This is a genomic window from Segnochrobactrum spirostomi (genome assembly GCF_009600605.1).
In the GTDB taxonomy this organism is placed as follows: Bacteria; Pseudomonadota; Alphaproteobacteria; order Rhizobiales; family Segnochrobactraceae; genus Segnochrobactrum; species Segnochrobactrum spirostomi.
Window position 1 is genome coordinate 3,609,713 of the sequence record NZ_VWNA01000001.1, and the last position, 20,680, is coordinate 3,630,392.

General features: G+C 67.5%; 14 protein-coding genes and 2 pseudogenes. 5 read left to right on the forward strand and 11 right to left on the reverse strand.

The features are described 5' to 3' along the window. Nucleotides 1-19: 19 nt before the first annotated feature. Complete coding sequence (locus F0357_RS16270) at nucleotides 20-3,733, reverse strand: vitamin B12-dependent ribonucleotide reductase (RefSeq protein ID WP_153484370.1); 3,714 nt, start codon at nucleotides 3,731-3,733, stop codon at nucleotides 20-22. A 594-nt stretch (nucleotides 3,734-4,327) separates the two neighbouring features. Here F0357_RS16270 and F0357_RS16275 point away from each other — a divergent pair. The 3 genes and pseudogenes from F0357_RS16275 to F0357_RS16285 all read left to right on the forward strand — a co-directional run bounded on the left by F0357_RS16275 (nucleotide 4,328) and on the right by F0357_RS16285 (nucleotide 8,345). Beyond that, nucleotides 4,328-4,740, forward strand: a pseudogene (locus F0357_RS16275) (NADH:ubiquinone oxidoreductase subunit NDUFA12). Between the two features lie 230 nt (nucleotides 4,741-4,970). After that, the gene (locus tag F0357_RS16280) at nucleotides 4,971-6,146 is read left to right on the forward strand and encodes an aminotransferase (protein WP_153484375.1); all 1,176 of its coding nucleotides are present in this window, start codon (nucleotides 4,971-4,973) and stop codon (nucleotides 6,144-6,146) included. Nucleotides 6,147-6,251: 105 nt separating this feature from the next. Continuing rightward, complete coding sequence (locus F0357_RS16285) at nucleotides 6,252-8,345, forward strand: methyl-accepting chemotaxis protein (protein WP_208948382.1); 2,094 nt, start codon at nucleotides 6,252-6,254, stop codon at nucleotides 8,343-8,345. Nucleotides 8,346-8,446: 101 nt separating this feature from the next. Here the strand turns inward: F0357_RS16285 and F0357_RS16290 are convergent, their stop codons facing one another. The 8 genes from F0357_RS16290 to F0357_RS16325 form a co-directional block, all read right to left on the reverse strand. Next, the gene (locus tag F0357_RS16290; RefSeq protein ID WP_153484383.1) at nucleotides 8,447-8,656 is read right to left on the reverse strand and encodes a hypothetical protein; all 210 of its coding nucleotides are present in this window, start codon (nucleotides 8,654-8,656) and stop codon (nucleotides 8,447-8,449) included. A 530-nt stretch (nucleotides 8,657-9,186) separates the two neighbouring features. Next, entirely contained in the window at nucleotides 9,187-10,257 is a 1,071-nt protein-coding gene (locus F0357_RS16295; RefSeq protein WP_153484386.1) for a BMP family ABC transporter substrate-binding protein, read from the reverse strand. A gap of 49 nt (nucleotides 10,258-10,306) precedes the next feature. After that, nucleotides 10,307-11,221 (reverse strand): ABC transporter permease, encoded by a 915-nt coding sequence (locus tag F0357_RS16300; RefSeq protein WP_312861627.1) that lies wholly within the window; start codon nucleotides 11,219-11,221, stop codon nucleotides 10,307-10,309. Further along, nucleotides 11,208-12,296, reverse strand: a complete 1,089-nt coding sequence (locus tag F0357_RS16305; protein ID WP_153484390.1) for an ABC transporter permease — start codon at nucleotides 12,294-12,296, stop codon at nucleotides 11,208-11,210. The genes F0357_RS16300 and F0357_RS16305 overlap by 14 nt, the downstream gene beginning before the upstream one ends. After that, the gene (locus F0357_RS16310) at nucleotides 12,286-13,851 is read right to left on the reverse strand and encodes an ABC transporter ATP-binding protein (protein ID WP_153484399.1); all 1,566 of its coding nucleotides are present in this window, start codon (nucleotides 13,849-13,851) and stop codon (nucleotides 12,286-12,288) included. The genes F0357_RS16305 and F0357_RS16310 overlap by 11 nt, the downstream gene beginning before the upstream one ends. 124 nt (nucleotides 13,852-13,975) lie before the next feature. Continuing rightward, nucleotides 13,976-15,016: a dipeptide ABC transporter ATP-binding protein gene (locus tag F0357_RS16315; protein WP_153484402.1), complete on the reverse strand. Its 1,041-nt coding sequence runs from the start codon at nucleotides 15,014-15,016 to the stop codon at nucleotides 13,976-13,978. Beyond that, nucleotides 15,013-16,020 carry an ABC transporter ATP-binding protein gene (locus F0357_RS16320; RefSeq protein WP_153484405.1) on the reverse strand — a complete coding sequence of 336 codons (1,008 nt, stop codon included), beginning with the start codon at nucleotides 16,018-16,020 and terminating at the stop codon, nucleotides 15,013-15,015. The genes F0357_RS16315 and F0357_RS16320 overlap by 4 nt, the downstream gene beginning before the upstream one ends. Nucleotides 16,021-16,024: 4 nt before the next feature. Beyond that, complete coding sequence (locus F0357_RS16325; protein ID WP_153484409.1) at nucleotides 16,025-16,930, reverse strand: ABC transporter permease subunit; 906 nt, start codon at nucleotides 16,928-16,930, stop codon at nucleotides 16,025-16,027. Nucleotides 16,931-17,085: 155 nt separating this feature from the next. On the opposite strand from F0357_RS16325, the pseudogene F0357_RS16335 reads away from it, so the two are divergent. Then, a pseudogene (locus F0357_RS16335) lies at nucleotides 17,086-17,288 on the forward strand (type II toxin-antitoxin system RelE/ParE family toxin). A gap of 12 nt (nucleotides 17,289-17,300) precedes the next feature. Next, nucleotides 17,301-17,621 (forward strand): HigA family addiction module antitoxin, encoded by a 321-nt coding sequence (locus F0357_RS16340; RefSeq protein ID WP_153484430.1) that lies wholly within the window; start codon nucleotides 17,301-17,303, stop codon nucleotides 17,619-17,621. Nucleotides 17,622-17,668: 47 nt separating this feature from the next. Here F0357_RS16340 and F0357_RS16345 read toward each other — a convergent pair whose 3' ends face one another. Then, complete coding sequence (locus tag F0357_RS16345; RefSeq protein WP_153484432.1) at nucleotides 17,669-18,673, reverse strand: ABC transporter permease subunit; 1,005 nt, start codon at nucleotides 18,671-18,673, stop codon at nucleotides 17,669-17,671. A 371-nt stretch (nucleotides 18,674-19,044) separates the two neighbouring features. After that, on the reverse strand, nucleotides 19,045-20,643 hold the full coding sequence (locus F0357_RS16350) for an ABC transporter substrate-binding protein (protein WP_153484434.1): 1,599 nt from the start codon (nucleotides 20,641-20,643) through the stop codon (nucleotides 19,045-19,047). Between the last annotated feature and the right edge of the window lie 37 nt (nucleotides 20,644-20,680).

Genomic DNA, 20,680 nt, shown 5'->3' on the forward strand with positions numbered 1-20,680 from the left:
TGACGCGTCGTCTTCCGGCTCAGCTGCAGCCGCTCGTGGAGCCGCAGGTGTCGCACTTCAGGCAGGTGCCGTTGCGCACCATCGTGAAGTTGCCGCACTCCGAGCAGGATTCGCCCTCGTAGCCCTTGAGGCGGGCCAGCGCCGCGCGCTCGGCGGCGTCGGTCCGGGCCGAGGCGGCCGCGGTCGCGACGGCCACGGGGGCCGCTTCGGGTGCGGTCTCCAACGCGCGCTGGAACAGCGTCGCGGTCGCCGCGGCCTGGGCGCGGGCCGGGGCGGCGTGGATCGCCGTCACGTTCGCCGTGCCCGTCGCCCGCGGGGCGGGGCCGCCGGCGCCGGCCGGCTCCATCACCCGGAAGCGCTCGGTGCGGCCGCGCACCAGACCCTTCGAGACGACCTGCTCCGGTCCGCGCGGCGCCTTGCCCTCGTCGACGCCGGCGCCCATCGACATCGAATCGATGTCTTCGGGCGAGACGTGGCCGAGTTCGTGGCGCTGCAGGTAGGAGATCGCGAGCTCGCGGAAGATGTAGTCGAGGATCGAGGTCGCGTTCTTGATCGCCTCGTTGCCTTGCACGAAGCCCGCCGGTTCGAAGCGGGTGAAGGTGAAGGCGTCGACATATTCGTCGAGCGGCACGCCATATTGCAGGCCGAGCGAGATCGCGATGGCGAAATTGTTCATCAGCGAGCGGAAGGCGGCGCCTTCCTTGTGCATGTCGATGAAGATCTCGCCGAGGCGGCCGTCGTCATATTCGCCGGTACGCAGGTAGACCTTGTGGCCGCCGACGATCGCCTTCTGGGTGTAGCCCTTGCGGCGGCCCGGCAGCTTCTCGCGCCGCCGCACCTCGCGCTCGATGATCCGCTCGACGATGCGCTCGGCCGCGATGGTCGCGGCCGCGGTCGCCGGGGCGGCGGCGATCGCCTCCACGGTGTCCTCGGCTTCGTCCTCGTCGTCGGCGAGAAGCTGGCTGTTGAGCGGCTGCGACAGCTTCGAGCCGTCGCGATAGAGGGCGTTCGCCTTCAGCGCGAGGCGCCAGGACAGCCGGTAGGCGTTCTTGCAATCCTCGACGGTGGCGTCGTTCGGCATGTTGATGGTCTTGGAGATCGCGCCCGAGATGAAGGGCTGCGCCGCCGCCATCATGTAGATGTGGCTCTCGACCGAGAGGAAGCGCTTGCCGAGCCGGCCGCACGGGTTGGCGCAGTCGAACACCGGCAGGTGCTCGGCCTTGAGGCCGGGCGCGCCTTCGAGCGTCATGGCGCCCGAGCACCACACGTTCGCCGCGTCGATGTCGGCCTTCGAGAAGCCGAGGCGGGCGAGCAGGTCGAAGCCCTGATCGTCGAGCTCGGCCTTGGCGATGCCGAGCGTGCCGGTGAGGAAGTCCTCGCCGAGCGTCCACTTGGTGAAGGCGAACTTGATGTCGAAGGCGCTCTTCAGCGCCGCCTCGAGCTTCTCGAGCACGGCGTCGGTGAAGCCCTTGGCCTTCAGGGCCTCGTGGCCGATCGCCGGGGCGCCGACGAGCGAGCCGTGACCCACGGCGTAATCGATGATCGCCTGGATTTCGGCCTCGCCGTAGCCGAGCGCGCGCAGCGCCTCCGGCACGGCGCGGTTGATGATCTTGAAGTAGCCGCCGCCGGCGAGCTTCTTGAACTTCACCAGGGCGAAGTCGGGCTCGATGCCGGTGGTGTCGCAATCCATCACGAGGCCGATCGTGCCGGTCGGCGCGATGACAGACACCTGGGCGTTGCGGTAGCCGTAGATCTCGCCCCATTCGAGGGCGCGATCCCAGGCCGCCACCGCATGGGCGGCGAGCGCCTTGTCGGCCACGTTGGCGTGGTCGAGCGGCACCGGCGCGATGGCGAGCGCCTCGTAGCCGGCGGCCTCGCCCTTGGCGGCGCGGCGATGGTTGCGCATGACGCGCAGCATCGGCTCGCGGTTCGCCTCGAAGCCCGGGAAGGGGCCGAGCTCGCGGGCCATCTCGGCCGAGGTGGCGTAGGCGACGCCGGTCATGATGGCGGTCAGCGCGCCGCAGATCGCGCGGCCCTCGGCGCTGTCGTAGGGGATGCCCGACGACATCAGGAGGCCGCCGATGTTGGCGTAGCCGAGCCCGAGGGTGCGGTACTGGTAGGAGAGCTCGGCGATGCGGCGCGACGGGAACTGCGCCATCAGAACCGAGATCTCGAGCACGACCGTCCACAGCCGCACCGCATGCTCGTAGGCCTCGACGTCGAACGAGCGGTCGGGGCGGCGGAACTGCAGCAGGTTGATCGAGGCGAGGTTACAGGCCGTGTCGTCCAGGAACATATATTCCGAGCACGGATTGGACGCGCGGATCTCGCCGGCGGCCGGGCAGGTGTGCCAGTCGTTGATCGTGGTGTGGAACTGGATGCCCGGATCGGCCGAGGCCCAGGCGGCATAGCCGATCTGGTCCCACAGCTCGCGCGCCTTGATGGTCTTGGCGACCTTGCCGTCGGTGCGGCGGATCAGCGCCCAATCGCCGTCGGTCTCGACCGCGTTCAGGAAGGCGTCGGTGACGCGCACCGAGTTGTTGGAGTTCTGGCCCGAAACCGTCAGATAGGCCTCGGAATCCCAGTCGGTGTCGAAGATCGGGAACTCGATCTCGGTGTAGCCCTGCTTGGCGAACTGGATGACGCGGCGGATATAATTCTCCGGCACCAGCGCCTTCTTGGCGGCGCGGATCTCGCGCTTCAGGACCGGGTTCTTCTCCGGATCGAAGCACGATTCGCCGGGGCCGTCGCAGTTCACGCAGGCCTTCATCACCGCCTTCATGTGGCGGGCGACGGTCTTGGAGCCGGTGACGAGCGCGGCGACCTTCTGCTCCTCGCGAACCTTCCAGCCGACATAGGCCTCGATGTCCGGGTGGTCGACGTCGACCACCACCATCTTGGCGGCGCGGCGGGTGGTGCCGCCCGACTTGATGGCACCGGCGGCGCGGTCGCCGATCTTGAGGAAGCTCATCAGGCCGGACGACTTGCCGCCGCCCGACAGCTTCTCGCCTTCGCCGCGCAGCGCGGAGAAGTTGGAGCCGGTGCCGGAGCCGTACTTGAACAGGCGCGCCTCGCGCACCCACAGGTCCATGATCCCGTTCTCGTTGACGAGATCGTCGTTGACCGACTGGATGAAGCAGGCGTGGGGCTGCGGGTGCTCGTAGGCCGTCTCGGAGGCTTTGAGCTCGCCGGTCTTGTGGTTCACATAATAGTGGCCCTGGCTGGGGCCATCGATGCCGTAGGCCCAGTGCAGGCCGGTGTTGAACCATTGCGGCGAGTTCGGCGCGACCTTCTGGGTCGCGAGCATGAAGCGCAGCTCGTCATAGAACGCCTGGGCGTCGGCCTCGGCGTCGAAATAGCCGCCCTTCCAGCCCCAATAGGTCCAGGTGCCGGCGAGACGGTCGAACACCTGGCGGGAATCGGTCTCGCCGGTGAAGCGCTCGCCCGTCGGCAGCGCCTCGAGCGCGGCCTCGTCGGCAGCCGAACGCCACAGGAACTCGGGGACGCCGCGCTCCTTCACCCTCTTCAGGCGGGCCGGCACGCCCGCCTTGCGGAAGTACTTCTGGGCGAGCACGTCGGAGGCGACCTGGCTCCAGGTGGTGGGCACGTCGATGCCCTCCAGGCGGAACACCACGGAGCCGTCCGGGTTGCGGATCTCGCTGATCACCTTCCGGAATTCGATGCCGTCGTAGGCCGACTTGCCGTCGCTCGTATAGCGTCGCTCGAACCGCATAATCGTGGTCTCCGATCATCCCGCGGGGGATGGAAAATCAGGGTGCGGACGGCCTGCCGCCCGCGTCGCGTCCGCTCCGACACGACTCGCGGCTCGAGTCGTATCTAGTAGGTGAGGGTGCCTTGAGGCACTAAATATAGTGTTTACGAGCCGCCTTTGGGAGGGGCGCCGTGGGAGCGGCGACCGGCTTCCGGATACGACTCAGCGACCGCGCGCATCGAGTGTGACACGAACGGCGAACGCACGAGAGCAAGGTGAACTGGGCGCGCTGGGGCCGGGGCCGGCACGGCGCGTCTGTGTGAGGGGGAGACTAGGGAGAGTCGTCCCGGGTCGTCAAGGTCTAGCGGCTCGGCTCAGCGCCGCTCCCTATATATTGTAGTGCGCAGCCGGTACGCTTTTGCACGCTATCCCCAATGCGGCGACAAGATCGCCCGTTCGGGACGGTCTTCCCTTGACAGTGACCGCGCTTGCGAGTCGCCCGTGTCGGCCCCCATGAACGCGATCCGAAGCTGGACAGGGCGCGGGCCGGGTGGCATGGTCCGACCGACTTGACCCGGGCGCCCTCCCGCGCCCGAAACATCGGATCCGGTGGCGATGAAGGCCTTTCTCCTCCATCTCTTCACATGGTGGAACGACTACACGTTCGGCACCAAGTTCTTCACCAAGCGCTTCGGCGAGCGCGTGGGCGAGGATGAGTACGGCAACGTCTATTATCGCTTCCGCGGCGGCGCCATCAATCCCGACATGGGCTTCGAGCGGCGCTGGGTTGTCTATAACGGCGTCGTCGAGGCGAGCCGCATTCCCCCGGCTGGTGGGGCTGGATGCATCACCGCGTCGACACCCCGCCGAGCCAGGCGGCCTACACGCCGCGCGAATGGCAGAAGCCGCATCGCGACAACAAGACCGGAACCGCCGAGGCCTATCGCCCGGCCGGCTCCATCCTGCGCGAGGCGCCGCACCGTCCCCCTGCGACCGGCGATTATCAGGCCTGGACGCCCGGCGGCTGACGGGCGGAGGTCCTCTTTCGGCATCGATCGAGACCGCGGCCCGCGCCGCGGTCTTTTTGTTTGGGCGGGGAGGGTGGCGGCCGCCGACTCATTGCCGCGGCCACGATCTCGACCGCGCCGCCGTCTCCGGGCTGCTCGCCGCTTTCCGCACCGTCCGGAAATGCCATGCCTTGTTTGGGCCAGCGGACGCGCCTAGCCTGCGCAGCGTTGCCCTTTTCGAGCCCGCGACGATGACCTTCACTTTCACGCCCAATCCCGTCTTCTCCGGCCTGCCGACGACCATCTTCGAGGAGATGTCGCAACTCGCCCGTCACCATCAGGCGATCAATCTCGGCCAGGGCTTTCCGGACGATCCAGGTCCCGAGGACGTGCGGCGCAAGGCGGCCGAGGCGGTGATCGACGGCAACAACCAATATCCCTCGATGATGGGAACGCCGGAGCTGCGCGCCGCCATCGCCGCGCATTATGGCCGGCACCACGGCGTCGCCCTCGATCCCGACAAGGAGGTGCTTGTCACCTCCGGCGCGACCGAAGCGCTCGCCGCTTCGATTCTCGGGCTCGTCTCGCCGGGCGACGAGGTCGTGGTCTTCGAACCCGCCTATGACGCGTACCTGCCGCTGATCCGTCAGGCCGGCGGTGTCCCCCGCATCGTCCGCCTGACCCCGCCGCACTGGCGGTTCGACGAGGCGTTGCTCGAGGCGGCGATCGGGCCGAAGACGCGGGTCGTCATCATCAACAACCCGATCAACCCGGCGGGCGCGGTGTGGCCGCGGGAGGATCTCGATCTGCTCGCCCGCGTCATCGCGCCGACGTCGGCGGTGGTGGTCGCCGACGAGGTCTGGGAGCACGTCGTGTTCGACGGTCACGCCCACGTGCCCGTCCTCGCCGTCGAGGGCTTGCGCGAGCGGTCGGTGAAGATCGGTTCGGCCGGCAAGATCTTCGCCCTCACGGGCTGGAAGGTCGGTCTCGTGGCCGCCGCGCCGCCGCTTTTGCGCGCGGTCGCCAAGACGCACCAATTTCTCGCCTTCACGACGGCACCCAATCTCCAGGCCGCCGTCGCCTACGGTCTCGGCAAGGACGATGCCTACTTCGCCGGGATGCGGGCGCGGCTTCAGGCGCAGCGGGATTATTTCTCGAAGGGGCTCGTGGACGCCGGGTTCAGCGTGCTGCCGAGCCAGGGCACCTATTTCGTCTGCGTCGATCTCGCGCCGCTCGGGCTCGCCGACGATGCCGCCTTCTGCCGCCGTCTCGTCGCGGAAGCCCGGGTCGCGGCGGTGCCGGTCTCGGCCTTCTATTCGGTGAACGCGGTGACGACCGTCGCCCGCTTCTGCTTCGCCAAGAACGAAGCGACGCTCGACGAGGCCATCGCGCGGCTCTCCAAGGCGGTGAGCTTGCTCGCCGCCTGAGGCGAAAGGCACCGCCGGTATTGTTCACGTTCGCGAGATCAGGTTCGCACAAGCACGCGCCTGTAGACGGGGGAGAACCGACTTCCTCCGTTTCGGATGGCTGGGATGCGCATCTCGATCAAGACGACCCTCGTCGCGCTGTTTTGTGTGATCAGCTTCATCGTCGCCGTGCTGTGTGTGGCGGCCCTTGCAAGCGCATACAGGACCTATGAAGCGTCCCGGCAGGTCACGCGGCTCGCAAGCATCGATAAGAGCCTCTACGAGGCGTTGGCGAATTTCCGCTTCGAGCGCAGCGAGACGCGGATGTCCCTGTCGCTCGCGAGCGACAAGAATCAGAGCAATGTCGAGCGCATGACGACCCGCCGTGCCACGGTGGTCGCCGCGATGGACGCGCTTGCCGCGGGGCTCGCCGTTCAGCCGGGCGGCCGCTTCGACGGGGCGTTCAAGAAGCTCGCCGACCAATATGAGACGATCAAGTCGATCCGGGCGCTCTCCGATCAGGACCTTGCCAAATCGCTCGATCAGCGCACCAAGGATCTCGGCAAGCGGATGATGGACGAGGGCGGCAAGCTCCTCGACGACCTCGAGGCGCTCACGGCCCTGGTCGAGGCGGAGATCCGAGCCTATGACCCAACCTTGTCCCAGCTTCTGCTGGCGCGCGGCATGGCATGGTCGGCCCGCACCTTCGCCGGGGTGAGCACGCTGGTCTTCAACAACGTCCTCATGGAACAGCGGGTCGCGACGCCCGATGAGATCAAGTCGATCCTGACCAACGATGCCCGCGCCGCACTGGCTTGGTCTGTGACTTACGAAATCGCGCTCGCGCCGAATTCGCCGCAGGCACTGCGCGACACGGCCGCCAAGGCCCAGCAGGATTATTTCGGCGGCAGCTTCAAAGCCCTCCGCGACAAGGTCACCCAGGAGCTTGTGAGCGGTGGTCAGTCCACCACCTCGTTTGCCGATTGGCGCAAGGCGGTCGACCCGGCCATCTCCACGATTGCGGCGACTGCCGGTGCGGCGGTCGAAGGCCTTACGGCGGCGTCGATCACGTCCGAAGCCGCTGCGCGGCAGACCGCACTCATCTACGGCTTCGTGCTGCTGCTGTCTCTGGTGCTTGCGGTGGTCGGTCTCGTGGTGGTGATCGGGCGGGTGGCGCGCCCGCTGTCGCGCCTCACGGCGGCGATGCAGCAGGTTGCTGGCGGTGATCTGAACGTCGAGATTCCCGGTACCGCTCGCCAAGACGAAGTGGGCTTGATGGCGAAGGCGCTGATGGTGTTCAAGCACAGCCTGGAGCGCAACGCCGAGATGGAGCGCGCTGCGGACGAGGCGCGCCGGGCCGCCGAAATTCAGCGCCGCGACGCCATGCTCGATCTCGCCAACCGCTTCGAAAGCGCAGTCGGCAGCATCGTCGGTGGCGTCTCGGACGCCTCCGACGATTTGCTCAAAACGGCCCAGCGCATGACCGCTGCGGCGCGCAAGACGTCGAATCAATCGACGACGGTCGCGGCCGCCGCCGAGGAGGCCGCGACGAACGTCGTGGTCGTCGCCTCTTCTGCCGAGGAACTCGGCGCTTCCGTCGACGAGATCGCGCGACAGGTCGAGCAATCGGCCGCTATGTCCACCGAAGCGGTGCGTGAGGCGGAGCGGACCGGCGCGGTCATCCGCGAGCTGTCGCAGGCTGCGGCGCGGATCGGCGACTTCATCGGCCTCATCTCCAACATCGCCTCGCAGACCAACCTTCTCGCTCTCAACGCCACGATCGAGGCGGCACGGGCGGGCGATGCCGGTAGGGGCTTCTCGGTGGTCGCGTCCGAGGTGAAGGAGCTCGCCAGCCAGACCGCGAAGGCGACCGACGAGATCGAAAGCCAGATCAGCGCGATCCAGGCGACCACCGAGCAGGCCGTGAAGGTCATCGAGGGCGTGAGCGCGCAGATCCGCCGCATGAACGACGTCGCGACCGGGATTTCGGCCGCCGTCGAGCAGCAGGGCATCGCGACGAAGGAGATCGTGCGCAGCGTCGATCAGGCGGCGACCGGCACCAGCTCGGTCACGACCAACATCTCGGACGTGGCGAAGACCGCCGACGAGACCGGTGAGGCGGCGAGCCTCGTGCTGGTCGCCTCGACTGACCTGAGCGCCCAGGCGACGCAGCTCCGCCAGGAGATGCAGACCTTCCTCGCGACAGTGCGCGCGGCCTGATCCGCTTTCCGAACGGTCCGCCTCCCAAACGAAAACGCCTCGGCCCGATCAGGCCGAGGCGTTCGTGCTTTGTCGAGGTTCGGCGGACGCCGGTGGCCGGCTCAGGCCGCGGCACGCAGCTTCGGCGTGCCGCCGTGGCGGGCGAGACGGCGCGCCGCGCGCTCGGCCGCGACCGCGTCCGGGAAGGTCGCCCCCTCAAGCGGGGCGAACTTGGCGCCGACGGCGTGGAAGGCGAATTCCGATCCGGTGCGGATCAGGATCCCGGCGGGATTGTCGTCGATCTCGACGAGGTAGTGATTAAACCGACTCATGAACTACTCCTGCGTCGCGCGGCCTAAACGCCGGCGATCGGCTTCGGGTTCCGGATTGTCAGAAGGAAGCGGGGGCGAGGCCGTCAGCGCGCGTGCCGACAGGTGCCACGACACCCTTGCCCGAAGGTCCCGCGCATTCGGCCGGGCGACCCGGCCTGCCGCGCGGCAGGAGAGAGGACGGGGAGGGAACGGTTCTCGGTCATCGGCGGTCTCCTCGGGGACCGTGCCGCTCGGGGCCCCGGGGGGCTGCCTCGCGGCGCTTTTAGCGTTTGGTGACGCGGCGCAAGCTGCGGAAGTCAAATCACCGCGGTCCCGGCACATCCGGCACATCGTCATTAGAGCCCTTTAGGGCCGTCCTTTCGAAGCATCGGGTTGCTTTTTTCAGGCGCGCCGGGACAAGGCGCACTCCCGCACAGGTCGAAAGCGGATCGCTTCGCCAGCCGCGCGACAAAGGCCCGAAAACGAGCCGTCCCAAAAAAGAAGGCCCCGCCGAAGCGGGGCCGTCCGGTTTCGAATGCGGTCGCTGCCGATTATTGCGGCAGCTTGTCGTCGATGCCCTTCACGTACCAGTTCATCGACAGGATATCCTTGTCGGGCAGAGCCGCGCCCGCCTTCACCACCTCGGTGCCGTCCTGCTTGTAGATCGGGCCCTTGAAGGGGTTGAGCGTCTTGTCGTGGATGTCCTTCTCGGTCTTCTCGGCGAGCGCCTTGACGTCATCCGGCATGTTGGTGAACGGCGCCATGGCGACCATGCCGCTGTCGAATCCGCCCCAGGTGTCGTCGGGCTTCCATGTGCCGGCGATCAGCGCGTTGACGCGGTCGACATAATAGCCGCCCCACACGTTGACGATGGCGGTGAGCTGGGCCTTCGGTCCGAACTTGATCATGTCGGAATCCTGGCCGAACGAGTGCACGCCGCGCTCCTCGGCGACCTGGGTCGCGGCGGGGCTGTCGGTGTGGGTCGCGATGATGTCGGCACCCTGATCGACCAGCGCCTTGGCGGCGTCGGATTCCTTGCCCGGGTCGAACCAGGTGTTCACCCACACGATCTTGACCTTGAGGTCCGGCCGCACCGACTGGGCGCCGAGCATGAAGGCGTTGATGCCCGAGACGACCTCGGGGATCGGGAACGAGCCGATATAGCCGACGACGCCGGTCTTCGACATCTTGGCGGCGATCACGCCTTCCACGTAGCGGCCTTCATAGAAGCGGGCGGAATAGATGCCCACGTTCTTGGCCATCTTGAAGCCGGTGTTGTGCTCGAACTTCACGTCCGGATGGCGCTTCGCCACCTTCAGCGTCGGCTCCATGTAGCCGAACGAGGTGGTGAAGATCAGCTTGTTGCCGTCGCGCACCAGGCCCTCGATGACGCGCTCGGCGTCCGGGCCTTCCGGCACGTTCTCGACATAGGTCGCATCGACCTTGCTGCCGAGCTTGTCCACCAGGTACTTGCGGCCCACCTCGTGCTGGTAGGTCCAGCCGAAGTCGCCGACCGGTCCGAGATAGACGAACCCGACCTTCACCTTGTCTTCGGCCTGGGCGCCGCTTGCGGCGAACGCCAGCGCGAGCGCCAATGCCGCGCCTTTGATCAGGGACTTCATCGAACGAGGCTCCTTCCTCTGGAGGGTATGTCGAAGGATCGCGACCGGATCACCGGTCCGGCACGAAGGGTTGTCCGAGCGCGGCCGGGGCACCGGCGCGCGCGCGGCTGCGCGAGATCAGGACGAGCACCAGGATCGTCGCGAGATAGGGCAGGGCGGACATGAGCTGCGAGGGGACCGGCAGGCCGAACCCTTGCGCGTGCAGTTGGAGGATGGTCACGGCGCCGAAGAGATAGGCGCCGATGACCGCCCGCCACGGCATCCACGACGAGAACACGACGAGGGCGAGCGCGATCCAGCCGCGGCCGGCGGTCATGCCCTGCACCCAGAACGGCGTGTAGGCGAGCGAGAGATAGGCCCCGGCGAGACCGGCGCAGGCGCCGCCGAACAGGATGGCGAAGAAGCGCACCCTGAGCACCGGGTGGCCGAGGGCATGGGCCGAGACGTGGCTGTCGCCGACCGCCCGCAGCACCAAGCCTGCCCGCGTCTTGTTGAGGAACCAGGCGATGCCGACGACGAGGGCGAACGAGGCATAGACGAAGACGTCCTCGCCGAAGAACAGCCGGCCGACGAACGGCAGGTCCGTCAGGCCGGGGATGTGGACCTCCGGCACGGCATTGATCTGCTTGCCGACGAAATCGCGGCCGATCAGGCCGGACAGGCCGAGCCCGAAGATCGTCAGCGCGAGGCCGGAGGCGACCTGGTTCGCCGCGAAGACGAGCACCATCAGGGCGAACAGGCAGGACAGCAGGGCCCCGGCCGCGATGCCGGCGACGATGCCGACGGTGGTGCTGCCGCTCAAGGAGGCCGCCGCGAAGCCGCAGGCGGCGCCCATCACCATCATCCCCTCGACGCCGAGATTGAGGACGCCGGAACGCTCGCAAACGAGCTCTCCGAGCGCCGCGATGAGGAGCGGCGTCGAGGCGGTGACGACGGTGAGCAGGATCGCTTCAGTGAACTCCACGGACGGCCCTTCCCCCGGTCGAGCGCACGCGGACGCGATAGAGGATCAGCGTGTCGCAGGCGAGCACGTAGAACAAGAGGGTGCCCTGCACGACGTTGGTGAGGTCGAGCGGAACACCGAGTGAAATCTGCGCCTGCTCGCCGCCGAGGAACGACAGCCCGAGGGCGAGGCCGGCGACGAGAATGCCGATCGGATTGAGGCGGCCGAGGAAGGCGACGATGATCGCCGTGAAACCGTAGCCCGGCGAGATGGTCGGCAGAAGCTGGCCGATGGGCCCGGCGACCTCGAGGAGACCGGCTAGGCCCGCGAGCCCGCCGGAGATCGCGAACGTGAGCAGGATCAAACGTTTGTCGTCGAATCCTGCGAACCGGGCGGCGCGCGGTGCTTGTCCGACGAGGCGGATCTCGAAGCCCTTCAGCGTGCGCGACAGCAGGATCGCGGCGGCGATGACGATGACGAGCGTGATGAGCACGCCCAGGTGCATGCGGCCGCCCGGATCGAGCAGCGGCAGCGTCGCGGCCTCGTCGAAGGTCGCCGTCTGCGGGAAGTTGAACCCCATCGGGTCGCGCCACGGCCCGCGGACGAGATAATCGATGAGGAGCTGGGCGACATAGACGAGCATCAGGCTCGTCAGGATCTCGTTGGCCTTGAAGACGACCTTGAGGACCGCCGGGATCAGCGCGTAGACCGCGCCGCCGAGGATGCCGGCGACGATCATCGCCGGCAGCACCCACCAGCCGCCGTCCGGCCCGAAGGTGAGGGCGACCCAGCCTCCGGCAATGGCGCCGAGGATATATTGCCCCTCCGCGCCGATGTTCCACGTGTTCGCGAGGAAGCACATGGAAAGGCCGATCGCGATGATGATGAGCGGTGAGGCTTTGACGGTCAGTTCCTCGAGGCTCCAGACATTGGTGAGCGGGTCGACGAAATAGACCTTGAGCCCTTGCAGCGGCGGGATGCCGACGAGGGCGAGCAGCACGCCGGCTGTGATCACGGTGAGCGCGACTGCGATGAGCGGCGACAGGAGCGCCATCGCCGAGGAGCGCTGCGGGCGTTTCTCGAGCTCAAGCAGCATCGACGCTCTCCGTGTCGAGTTCGGGACGGGCGCCGCCCATGAGGAGGCCGATCCGCTCCAGCGTCACCGTTGCGGCGGGCTCGGGATCGGACAGGTGCCCGTGGTGGATCACCGCGATGCGATCGGCGATCTCGAGGATCTCGTCGAGGTCCTGGCTGATGACGAGGACCGCGGCGCCGTTTGCGGCGAGATCGATGAGGGATTGCCTGATCACCGCCGCCGCACCGGCATCGACGCCCCAGGTCGGCTGGTTGACGACGAGCACGCCGGGTCCGGCGAGGACTTCGCGACCGACGACGAATTTCTGCAAATTACCGCCCGAGAGGCTGCCGGCCTCCGGATCGGGCGCGCCCTTGCGCACGTCGAATTGCCCGATGACCGCTTCCGACAGCGCCTTCGCCTTGGAGCGCAGCAGCATGCCGATCCGCACCATCCCCGCGGTGGCGTAGCGCGTGAGCGCGGCGTTGTCGGAGAGGCTGAAGCGCGGCGCGGCGCCGTGGCCGAGGCGCTCCTCGGGCACGAAGGCCCCGCCGCGTTTGCGCCGGGCGGTGATGCCGAGGCCGCCGACCGGCGCGCCGTCGATCTTGACCGCCTCCGGCGGCGACAGCCGCTCGCCGGAAATGGCGTCGAACAACTCGCCCTGGCCGTTGCCCGCGACGCCGGCGATCGCGACGATCTCGCCGCCGCGCACGCTGAGCGACACGTCGTGCAAAGCTGTGCCGAAATGATCGGGCGCCGGCAGCGACAGGGTGGTGATCTCCAGCCGCGCCTTGCCGCCCTGGGCGCTCTCGCGCGGCACCAGGGTCTTCACGTCGCTGCCGACCATCATGCGGGCGAGGCTCGCGGCGGTTTCCCGGCGCGGATCGCAATGGCCGACCACCTTGCCGTGACGCAGCACCGTGGCCCGCTCGCAGAGCGCGCGGACCTCTTCGAGGCGGTGGGTGATGTAGAGGATCGAGCGGCCTTCCGCGGCGAGCCGGCGCAACGTGCCGAACAGGAGGTCGGCCTCCTGCGGCGTCAGCACCGAAGTCGGCTCGTCCATGATGAGAAGCTGCGGGTTCTGCAGGAGCGCGCGGCCGATCTCGATGCGCTGACGCTCGCCGACGGAGAGATCGCGCACATGGCGATGCGGATCGATCGGCAGGCCGAAATCGCGCGACATCGCCTCGATGTCGGCGACGATCTCGGCCATCGACTTGTCCGGCGGCAGGCCGAGCGCGACGTTCTCGGCGACCGTGAGCGCCTCGAACAGCGAGAAATGCTGAAACACCATGCCGATGCCGAGCGCGCGGGCCTCGGCCGGGCTGCCGATCGTCGTCGGCACGCCGAGCCAGCGGATTTCCCCCTCGTTCGGCTGCAGCGCGCCGTAGAGAATCTTCACGAGGGTCGATTTGCCGGCGCCGTTCTCGCCGAGCAGGGCGTGGATCTCGCCCTGGCCGATGGTGAGATCGACGCCGTTGTTGGCGACGAGGGCTCCGAATCGTTTGACGATGCCCCGGGCTTCAAGCGCCGGCGGGCGCACCACGTCAATCAGTCCCTCGGCGTCCGGCCCCATCCGCGTCCTCTCTCAGCTCCCCCGGCGATCCTAACATCCTGCGGCCACGCGACAATGTCGCTCGAAGCCGAGACGCCGGACCGGAATGCCCTATGCAAGAGGTGGGCCGTTCCGGTCCGCCGTCTCAGATCGCCTCCACCGGCCGGCCGGCGGCCTCGGCCGCGGCGACCCAGCATGCGGCCGCGCGGCCGCGAACCGGCATTTCCGGAGGCCGGTCGCGCGCGCAGCGCTCCACCTTCTTCCAGCAGCGCGGATTGAAGGCGCAGCCGCTCGGCGGGTTGAACGGGGAGGGCAGCTCGCCGGCGAGCACGATCCGGGTCTTCTGGCGGTCCGGATCGGCGACGGGCGTCGCCGAAAGCAGGGCTTCCGTATAGGGGTGCTGCGGGCTCTCGAAGATCGCGTCCGCGGCGCCCTGCTCGACGGCGCGGCCGAGATACATCACGAGCACGTCGTCGGCGATGTGGCGGACCACGGAAAGGTCATGGCTGACGAAGAGATAGGCAAGGCCGAACTCTTCCTGCAAATCCGCGAGCAGATTGAGCACCTGGGCACGCACCGAGACGTCGAGCGCCGAGACCGGCTCGTCGAGCACCAGGATGCGCGGCTTCAGCATGATCGCGCGGGCGATGGCGATGCGCTGGCGCTGTCCGCCCGAGAACATGTGCGGATAGCGGTCGGCGTGCTCCGGCCGCAGCCCGACCTTGGCGAGCATGGCGACCGCTTCCGCCCGGCGCTCGGCCTTCGACAGGTCGGTGTTGATGAGGAGCGGCTCTTCGAGCTGCGTCGCGATGGTCTGGCGCGGATTGAGCGAACCATAGGGGTTCTGGAAAACGATCTGCACCTCGCGCCGCAGCCGCGCGCGCGCGGCACGGTCGATCCCGGAGACGTCGGCGCCGTCGATCAGGAGGCGGCCGCCGCTCGGCTCCTCGATCATCGTGACGAGACGGGCAAGGGTGGATTTGCCGGACCCGGATTCGCCCACGATCGCGAGCGTCTTGCCGGCCTCGAGCTTGAACGACACGCCGGCGAGGGCGTGAACGAGGCCCGCCTTGCGGAATGGGCCGCGCGACACCTCGTAGGATCGCGACAGGTTTTCGGCCACGACGAGCGGGGCGGCGGCGGGCGCCGCGGCGGACTTCGTCCGGTCTATCGCTTCGACGCTCATGCGGGCACTCCTTCCGCCGGCACACCCTCGCGGACGACGTTGACGCCGTCGACGAGCGGCAGGTGGCACCGGGCATGGCCGAGGGCGGCGCTCGCCGGCGTCGGCTCGACCCTGTGGCAATAATCGATCGCGAAGCGGCAGCGCGGCGCGAACAGGCATCCCTTCGGTCGGTCGAACGCGCCGGGAACGAGGCCCGGGATCGCCGGGAGGCGGCCTTCCGTCGCCCGCTCGGGCAGGGCTTCCAGCAGGGCCGCGGTGTAAGGATGATGCGGATCGCGGAACAGTTCCCGGGTCGTCTGGATCTCGACCTGCTGGCCGGCATATTGCACGGCGACGCGGTGCGCGGTCTCCGCGACGACGCCCATGTCGTGGGTGATGAGCACGAGCGCCATCCCCGTCTCGCGCTGGATCTTCGTCAGAAGGTCGAGGATCTGCGCCTGGATCGTCACGTCGAGCGCGGTGGTCGGCTCGTCGGCAATGAGAAGCTTCGGATTTCCCGCGAGTGCCATCGCGATCATCACGCGCTGGCTCATGCCGCCCGAAAGCTGATGCGGGAACGCGGAGAGCCGCCGCTCCGGATCGGGGATGCCGACGAGGGCGAGCAGTTCCGCCGCCCGCTTGCGCTTGGCCGTGCCGTTGAGCCCGAGATGGGTCTTCAACACCTCGCCGATCTGGAAGCCCACCGTGAAGCACGGATTGAGGCTCGACATCGGCTCCTGGAAGATCATCGCCATGTCGCGGCCGATGATGCGGCGGCGCTCTCGCGCCGGCATCGTCAGGAGATCGCGGCCGTCGAAGGCGAGGCGGTCGGCGGTGATGGTCGCCGTCGTGGGCAGAAGCCCCATCACCGCAAGCATGGCGACCGACTTGCCGGAGCCGGATTCACCGACGACCGACACGACCTCGTTGAGGCCGATGTCGAGCGAGACGCGATCGACGGCCCGGAATGCGCCGTGGCGCGTCGCGAACGACACGGAGAGGTTGGAGATTTCGAGGAGGGCCATGGCCTCAGCTCCTCTTCAGCTTGGGATCGAGGGCGTCGCGCAGGCCGTCCCCCATCAGGTTGATGGCGATCACTGTGATGAGAATGGCGAGGCCGGGGAAGGTGACGACCCACCAGGCGCGCAGGATGAATTCCCGCGCCTCGGCGAGCATGGTGCCCCATTCGGGCGTCGGCGGCTGGGCGCCCATGCCGAGGAAGCCGAGCGCGGCGGCCTCGAGGATGGCGTTCGAGAACGACAGCGTGGCCTGGACGATCAGCGGCGCCACGCAATTGGGCAGGATCGTCTTCAGCATGATGCGGATCGGACCGGCGCCGACGGTGCGCACCGCCTGCACATAATCCTTGCCGCGCTCGGTCATCACCGAGCCGCGGGTGAGCCGCACGAAATGGGGTTGCAGCACGAGCGCGATGGCGATCATCGCGTTGTCGAGGCCGGGACCGAGGATGGCGACCAGCACCAGGGCGAGGAGCAGGCTCGGAAAGGCGAGGATGACGTCCATCACCCGCATGATGACGATATCGACCCAGCCGCCGAAATAGCCGGCGACGAGCCCGAGCGCGATGCCCGAGACGAGGGAGAGCACGACGACGACGAGGCCGATGAAGAGCGAATAGCGCGCGCCGAAGATGAGCCGCGAGAGCATGTCGCGGCCGACCGCGTCGGTGCCCAGCAGATAATCGAGGCTGCCGCCCTGCTGCCAAGCCGGCGGCTGGAGGAGGGCGGCGGTGTTCTGCGCATCCGGCGCGTGGGGCGCGATGAGCGGCGCGAACACGGCGACGGCGACGAGGAACAGGAACACGAAGAGACCTGCGACGGCGCCGCGGTTCTCCGCATAGGAGGCCCAGACGTCGCCGAGCGTCTCCCAAAAGGGATAGCGGCGGGCTGGCGTGGAGGCGGTGGTGTCGGTCATGCGGCGCTCCGCACGTTGAGCGACGTATCGTATTGTGATACGTAGACGCCGTGGGGGAAGGGAGAGCGGCGGTGGCGATCGTCGGCTTTCGCGATGCGCGGGCGGAGGATCTGCTCGCCGGTCGCGACCCGGGCAAGGGATTTCCGGCCGAACTTCTGCGCGTCACGCGCCGAAAGCTGGTCATGCTCGCGGAAGCACGATCCCTGGACGACCTTCGCAGTCCCCCGCCAATCGGCTGGAGATGTTGAAGGGCGACCGGGCGGGGCAATGGTCCATTCGGATCAATGCTCAATGGCGCATCTGCTTCCGCTGGGATGCGGCCGGCGCCTTGGACGTCGAGATCGTCGATTATCATTGAGGAGCGTGTCCCATGGCGGAGCATCGCAACGACCCGATCGACGATCCGCTTCGCCCCGTTCATCCGGGCGAGGTGCTGCGCGAGGAGTTTCTCGCGCCGCTCGGGCTGACACCCTACGCGCTCGCTCATCTCGTTCGGGTGCCGCGCACCCGCATCGAGCGCATCGTGCGGGAAGAAAGTCCGGTCACGCCGGATACGGCGCTGCGTCTGTCGCGCTATTTCGGCACGAGTGCCGAGTTCTGGCTCGGTATCCAGGCGCGCTTCGATCTCGAGAGCGCGCGCGCCGCCATCGGCGAGGAGTTGATCGCGATTCAGCCACGCGATGCCGCCTGAGAGATCGCAGATCCTCGTCAGAGAGGCCTCTGTCATGTCGTTTCTCCTCAATGCCGGATGCGCGGGTTGACCAGGCCGTAGGCTAGGTCGACCAGGAGATTGACGAGCATGATGATCGCCGCGATCAGGAGGAGGCCGCCCTGCACCGCCGTGTAGTCGCGGCGGAACACGGAATCGACCAGCCATTTGCCGACCCCGGGCCAGGAGAAGATGGTCTCCGTCAGGATCGCGCCGGCCATCAGAAGTCCCATCTGGAGACCGATGGTGGTGACGACCGGGATCAGCGCGTTGCGCAGGGCGTGGAGACCGACCACGCGCAGCGGCGCGAGGCCTTTCGCCCGGGCGGTGCGGACATAATCCTCGCCGAGGACTTCGAGCATCGCCGAGCGGGTCTGCCGGGCGATCACCGCGAGCGGGATCGTGCCGAGCACGATGGTCGGCAGGATGAGGTGGGAGACCGCCGAGCCGAACGCGCCCTTCTGCCCGGAGAGCAGGCTGTCGATCAGCATGAAGCCGGTCACCTGCGGGAAGAAATAGAGAAGCGAGATGCGGCCCGACACCGGCGTCCATTTCAGGATGCCGGAGAACACGATGACGAGGAGCAGGCCCCACCAGAAGATCGGCATCGAATAGCCGACGAGGGCGGTCGACATCACCGCATGGTCGAACACCGAGCCGCGGCGCACCGCGGCGATCACGCCCGCCGGAATGCCGATCGCGACCGCGAAGATCATGGCGCAGAGCGAGAGCTCGAGCGTCGCCGGGAACAGGCTGCTGAACTCCTGGAGCACCGGCTTCTTGCTCACGAGCGAGCGGCCGAGATCGCCGTGCAGGATGTTCCAGAGATAGACGAGATATTGCTCCCACAGCGGCTTGTCCAAGCCGAAGGCCGCCATGAGCTGGGCGTGCCGCTCGGGCGAGACGCCGTGCTCGCCGGCCATGACCAGCACCGGGTCGCCGGGCAGAAGACGGATGAAGACGAAGGCGATGATCGTGACGCCGATGAAGGTCGGAACGAGCACGGTCAGCCGCTTCAGAAGAAAGCGAAACATTCGACCTGCCAGAATTGGCCGGACGCGCAGGGTCCGGCGGCCGCGCGGGGCCCGGCGCGCACGAACAGCCGTGCACGCCGGGGCGCGAAATGATGGACTCCACCCCTCGAAGGGCCGGCATGATCTCGGCGCCGCCTCGCGCACGGGATCTCATGGCGCGGCAAACGGAACCGCTCCGACACTCTCGGGCCTGCACCCTTTGCCCAGCGGAAGCGCATGCGCACTCGCGCGCGCCCACCCAAGGCCCGCGGCGCCCCGCTGTCTCCGGCGAGACCGTCGAGCAGGCCCCAAATCGAGGCGGCCCGCCGCACCGACATGGGTCACATGCGGTGCGGCGGGCCTTCTGCTCCACTTATTAGAGGATGTCCAGCTTATTCCTGGATGTCCACCCCGTCGAAGCGGTGAATGCCGAGCGGGTCCATCTTGAAGCCGACGACGTTCTTGGTGGTCGGCACGGTGACCAGCGAGTGAGCGATGGTCGCCCACGGCGCCTGTTCCTTGAAGACCTTCTGAGCCTCCTGGTAGAGCTTGGTGCGCTCGGCCACGTCGGAGGTCGTGCGCGCCTTCTTGATGAGCTCTTCGAACGGCTGGTAGCAGAACTCGGCAACGTTGTTGGACGTGCCGACGCCGTCGCAGGTCAGCAGCGCGCCGAGGAAGTTGTCCGGGTCGCCGTTGTCGCCGGTCCAGCCGAGCATGACGATGCCCTCGTGGTTCTTGTCGCCGGCGCGCTTCAGATATTCGCCCCACTCGAACGAGACGATCTCGGCCTTGACGCCGATCTTGGCGAAGTCGGCCTGCAGGAGCTCGGCCATGCGGCGGCCGTTGGGGTTGTACGGACGGCTCACGGGCATCGCCCAGAGCTTCACCGTCAGGTCCTTCACGCCGGCTTCGTCGAGCAGTTTCTTGGCACCCTCGGGATCATACGGATCGTCGATGGTCGCCTCGTCATAGGACCACATGGTCGGCGGGATCGGGTTCTTGGCGACCTGGCCGACGCCCGGATACACGGCGTCGATGATCGCCTTCTTGTTCATCGCCATGTTGAGGGCGCGGCGAACGCGGGCGTCGTCGAACGGCTTCTGGGTCGTGTTGTAGGCGAGGTAGCCGATGTTGAGGCCTTCCTGCTGCAGCACCTTGAGGTTCGCGTCCGCCTTGAGACCGGCGATGTCGGCCGGGTTCGGATAGGGCATGACGTTGCACTCGCCCGCCTTCACCTTCTCGGCGCGGATCGAGGCATCCGGCGTGATCGCGAAGATGAGGTCGTCGATCGGCTGCTTGCCGGCCCAATAATCCGGGAAGGCCTTGTAGCGGATCACCGCGTCCTTCTGGTAGGCGACGAGCTGGAAGGGACCGGTGCCGACGGGCTCCTGGTCGATGACTTCCGGCGTACCGGCCTTCAGCATCGCGTCGGCATATTCCTTGGACTGGATCGAGGCGAAGTCCATGCCGAGATCGGCGAGGAAGGGCGCGTTCGGCTCGTTGAGCACGAACTTCACCGTGTTGTCGTCGACCTTCACGACCTCCTTGAGGATCGCCGGCATCGACATCGCTTCGAAATATTCGTACGAGCCGTTGCTCACGTTGTGGAAGGGATCATCCTTCTTGAGCTGACGGTTGAAGGTGTAGACCACGTCGTCCGCGTTGAGATCCCGGCTCGGCGTGAACTTGTCGCTGCTCTGGAACTTCACGCCCTTGCGCAGATGGAAAGTGTATTCCTTGCCGTCCGGGGAGATCTCCCACTTTTCGGCGAGGCCGGGCTGAAGCGTGGTGCCGCCGTGCTCGAATTCGACGAGGCGGTTGTAGATGGTGCGGGAGACCGCGTCGAAGGTGGTGCCGCTCGTGTAGAACGCCGGCTGCCAACCCTCGGGGCTCGCTTCGGAGCAGAATACGAGGGTCTTGGCTTCCGCCGCCGCCGACCAGGCAAGGCAGGTCGTAAGGGCGAGAAGACCGGCAAATTTGCGGAACTGCATAGCTGCTGACCTCTGTCTTTTTGGTGTCGCACCGCGT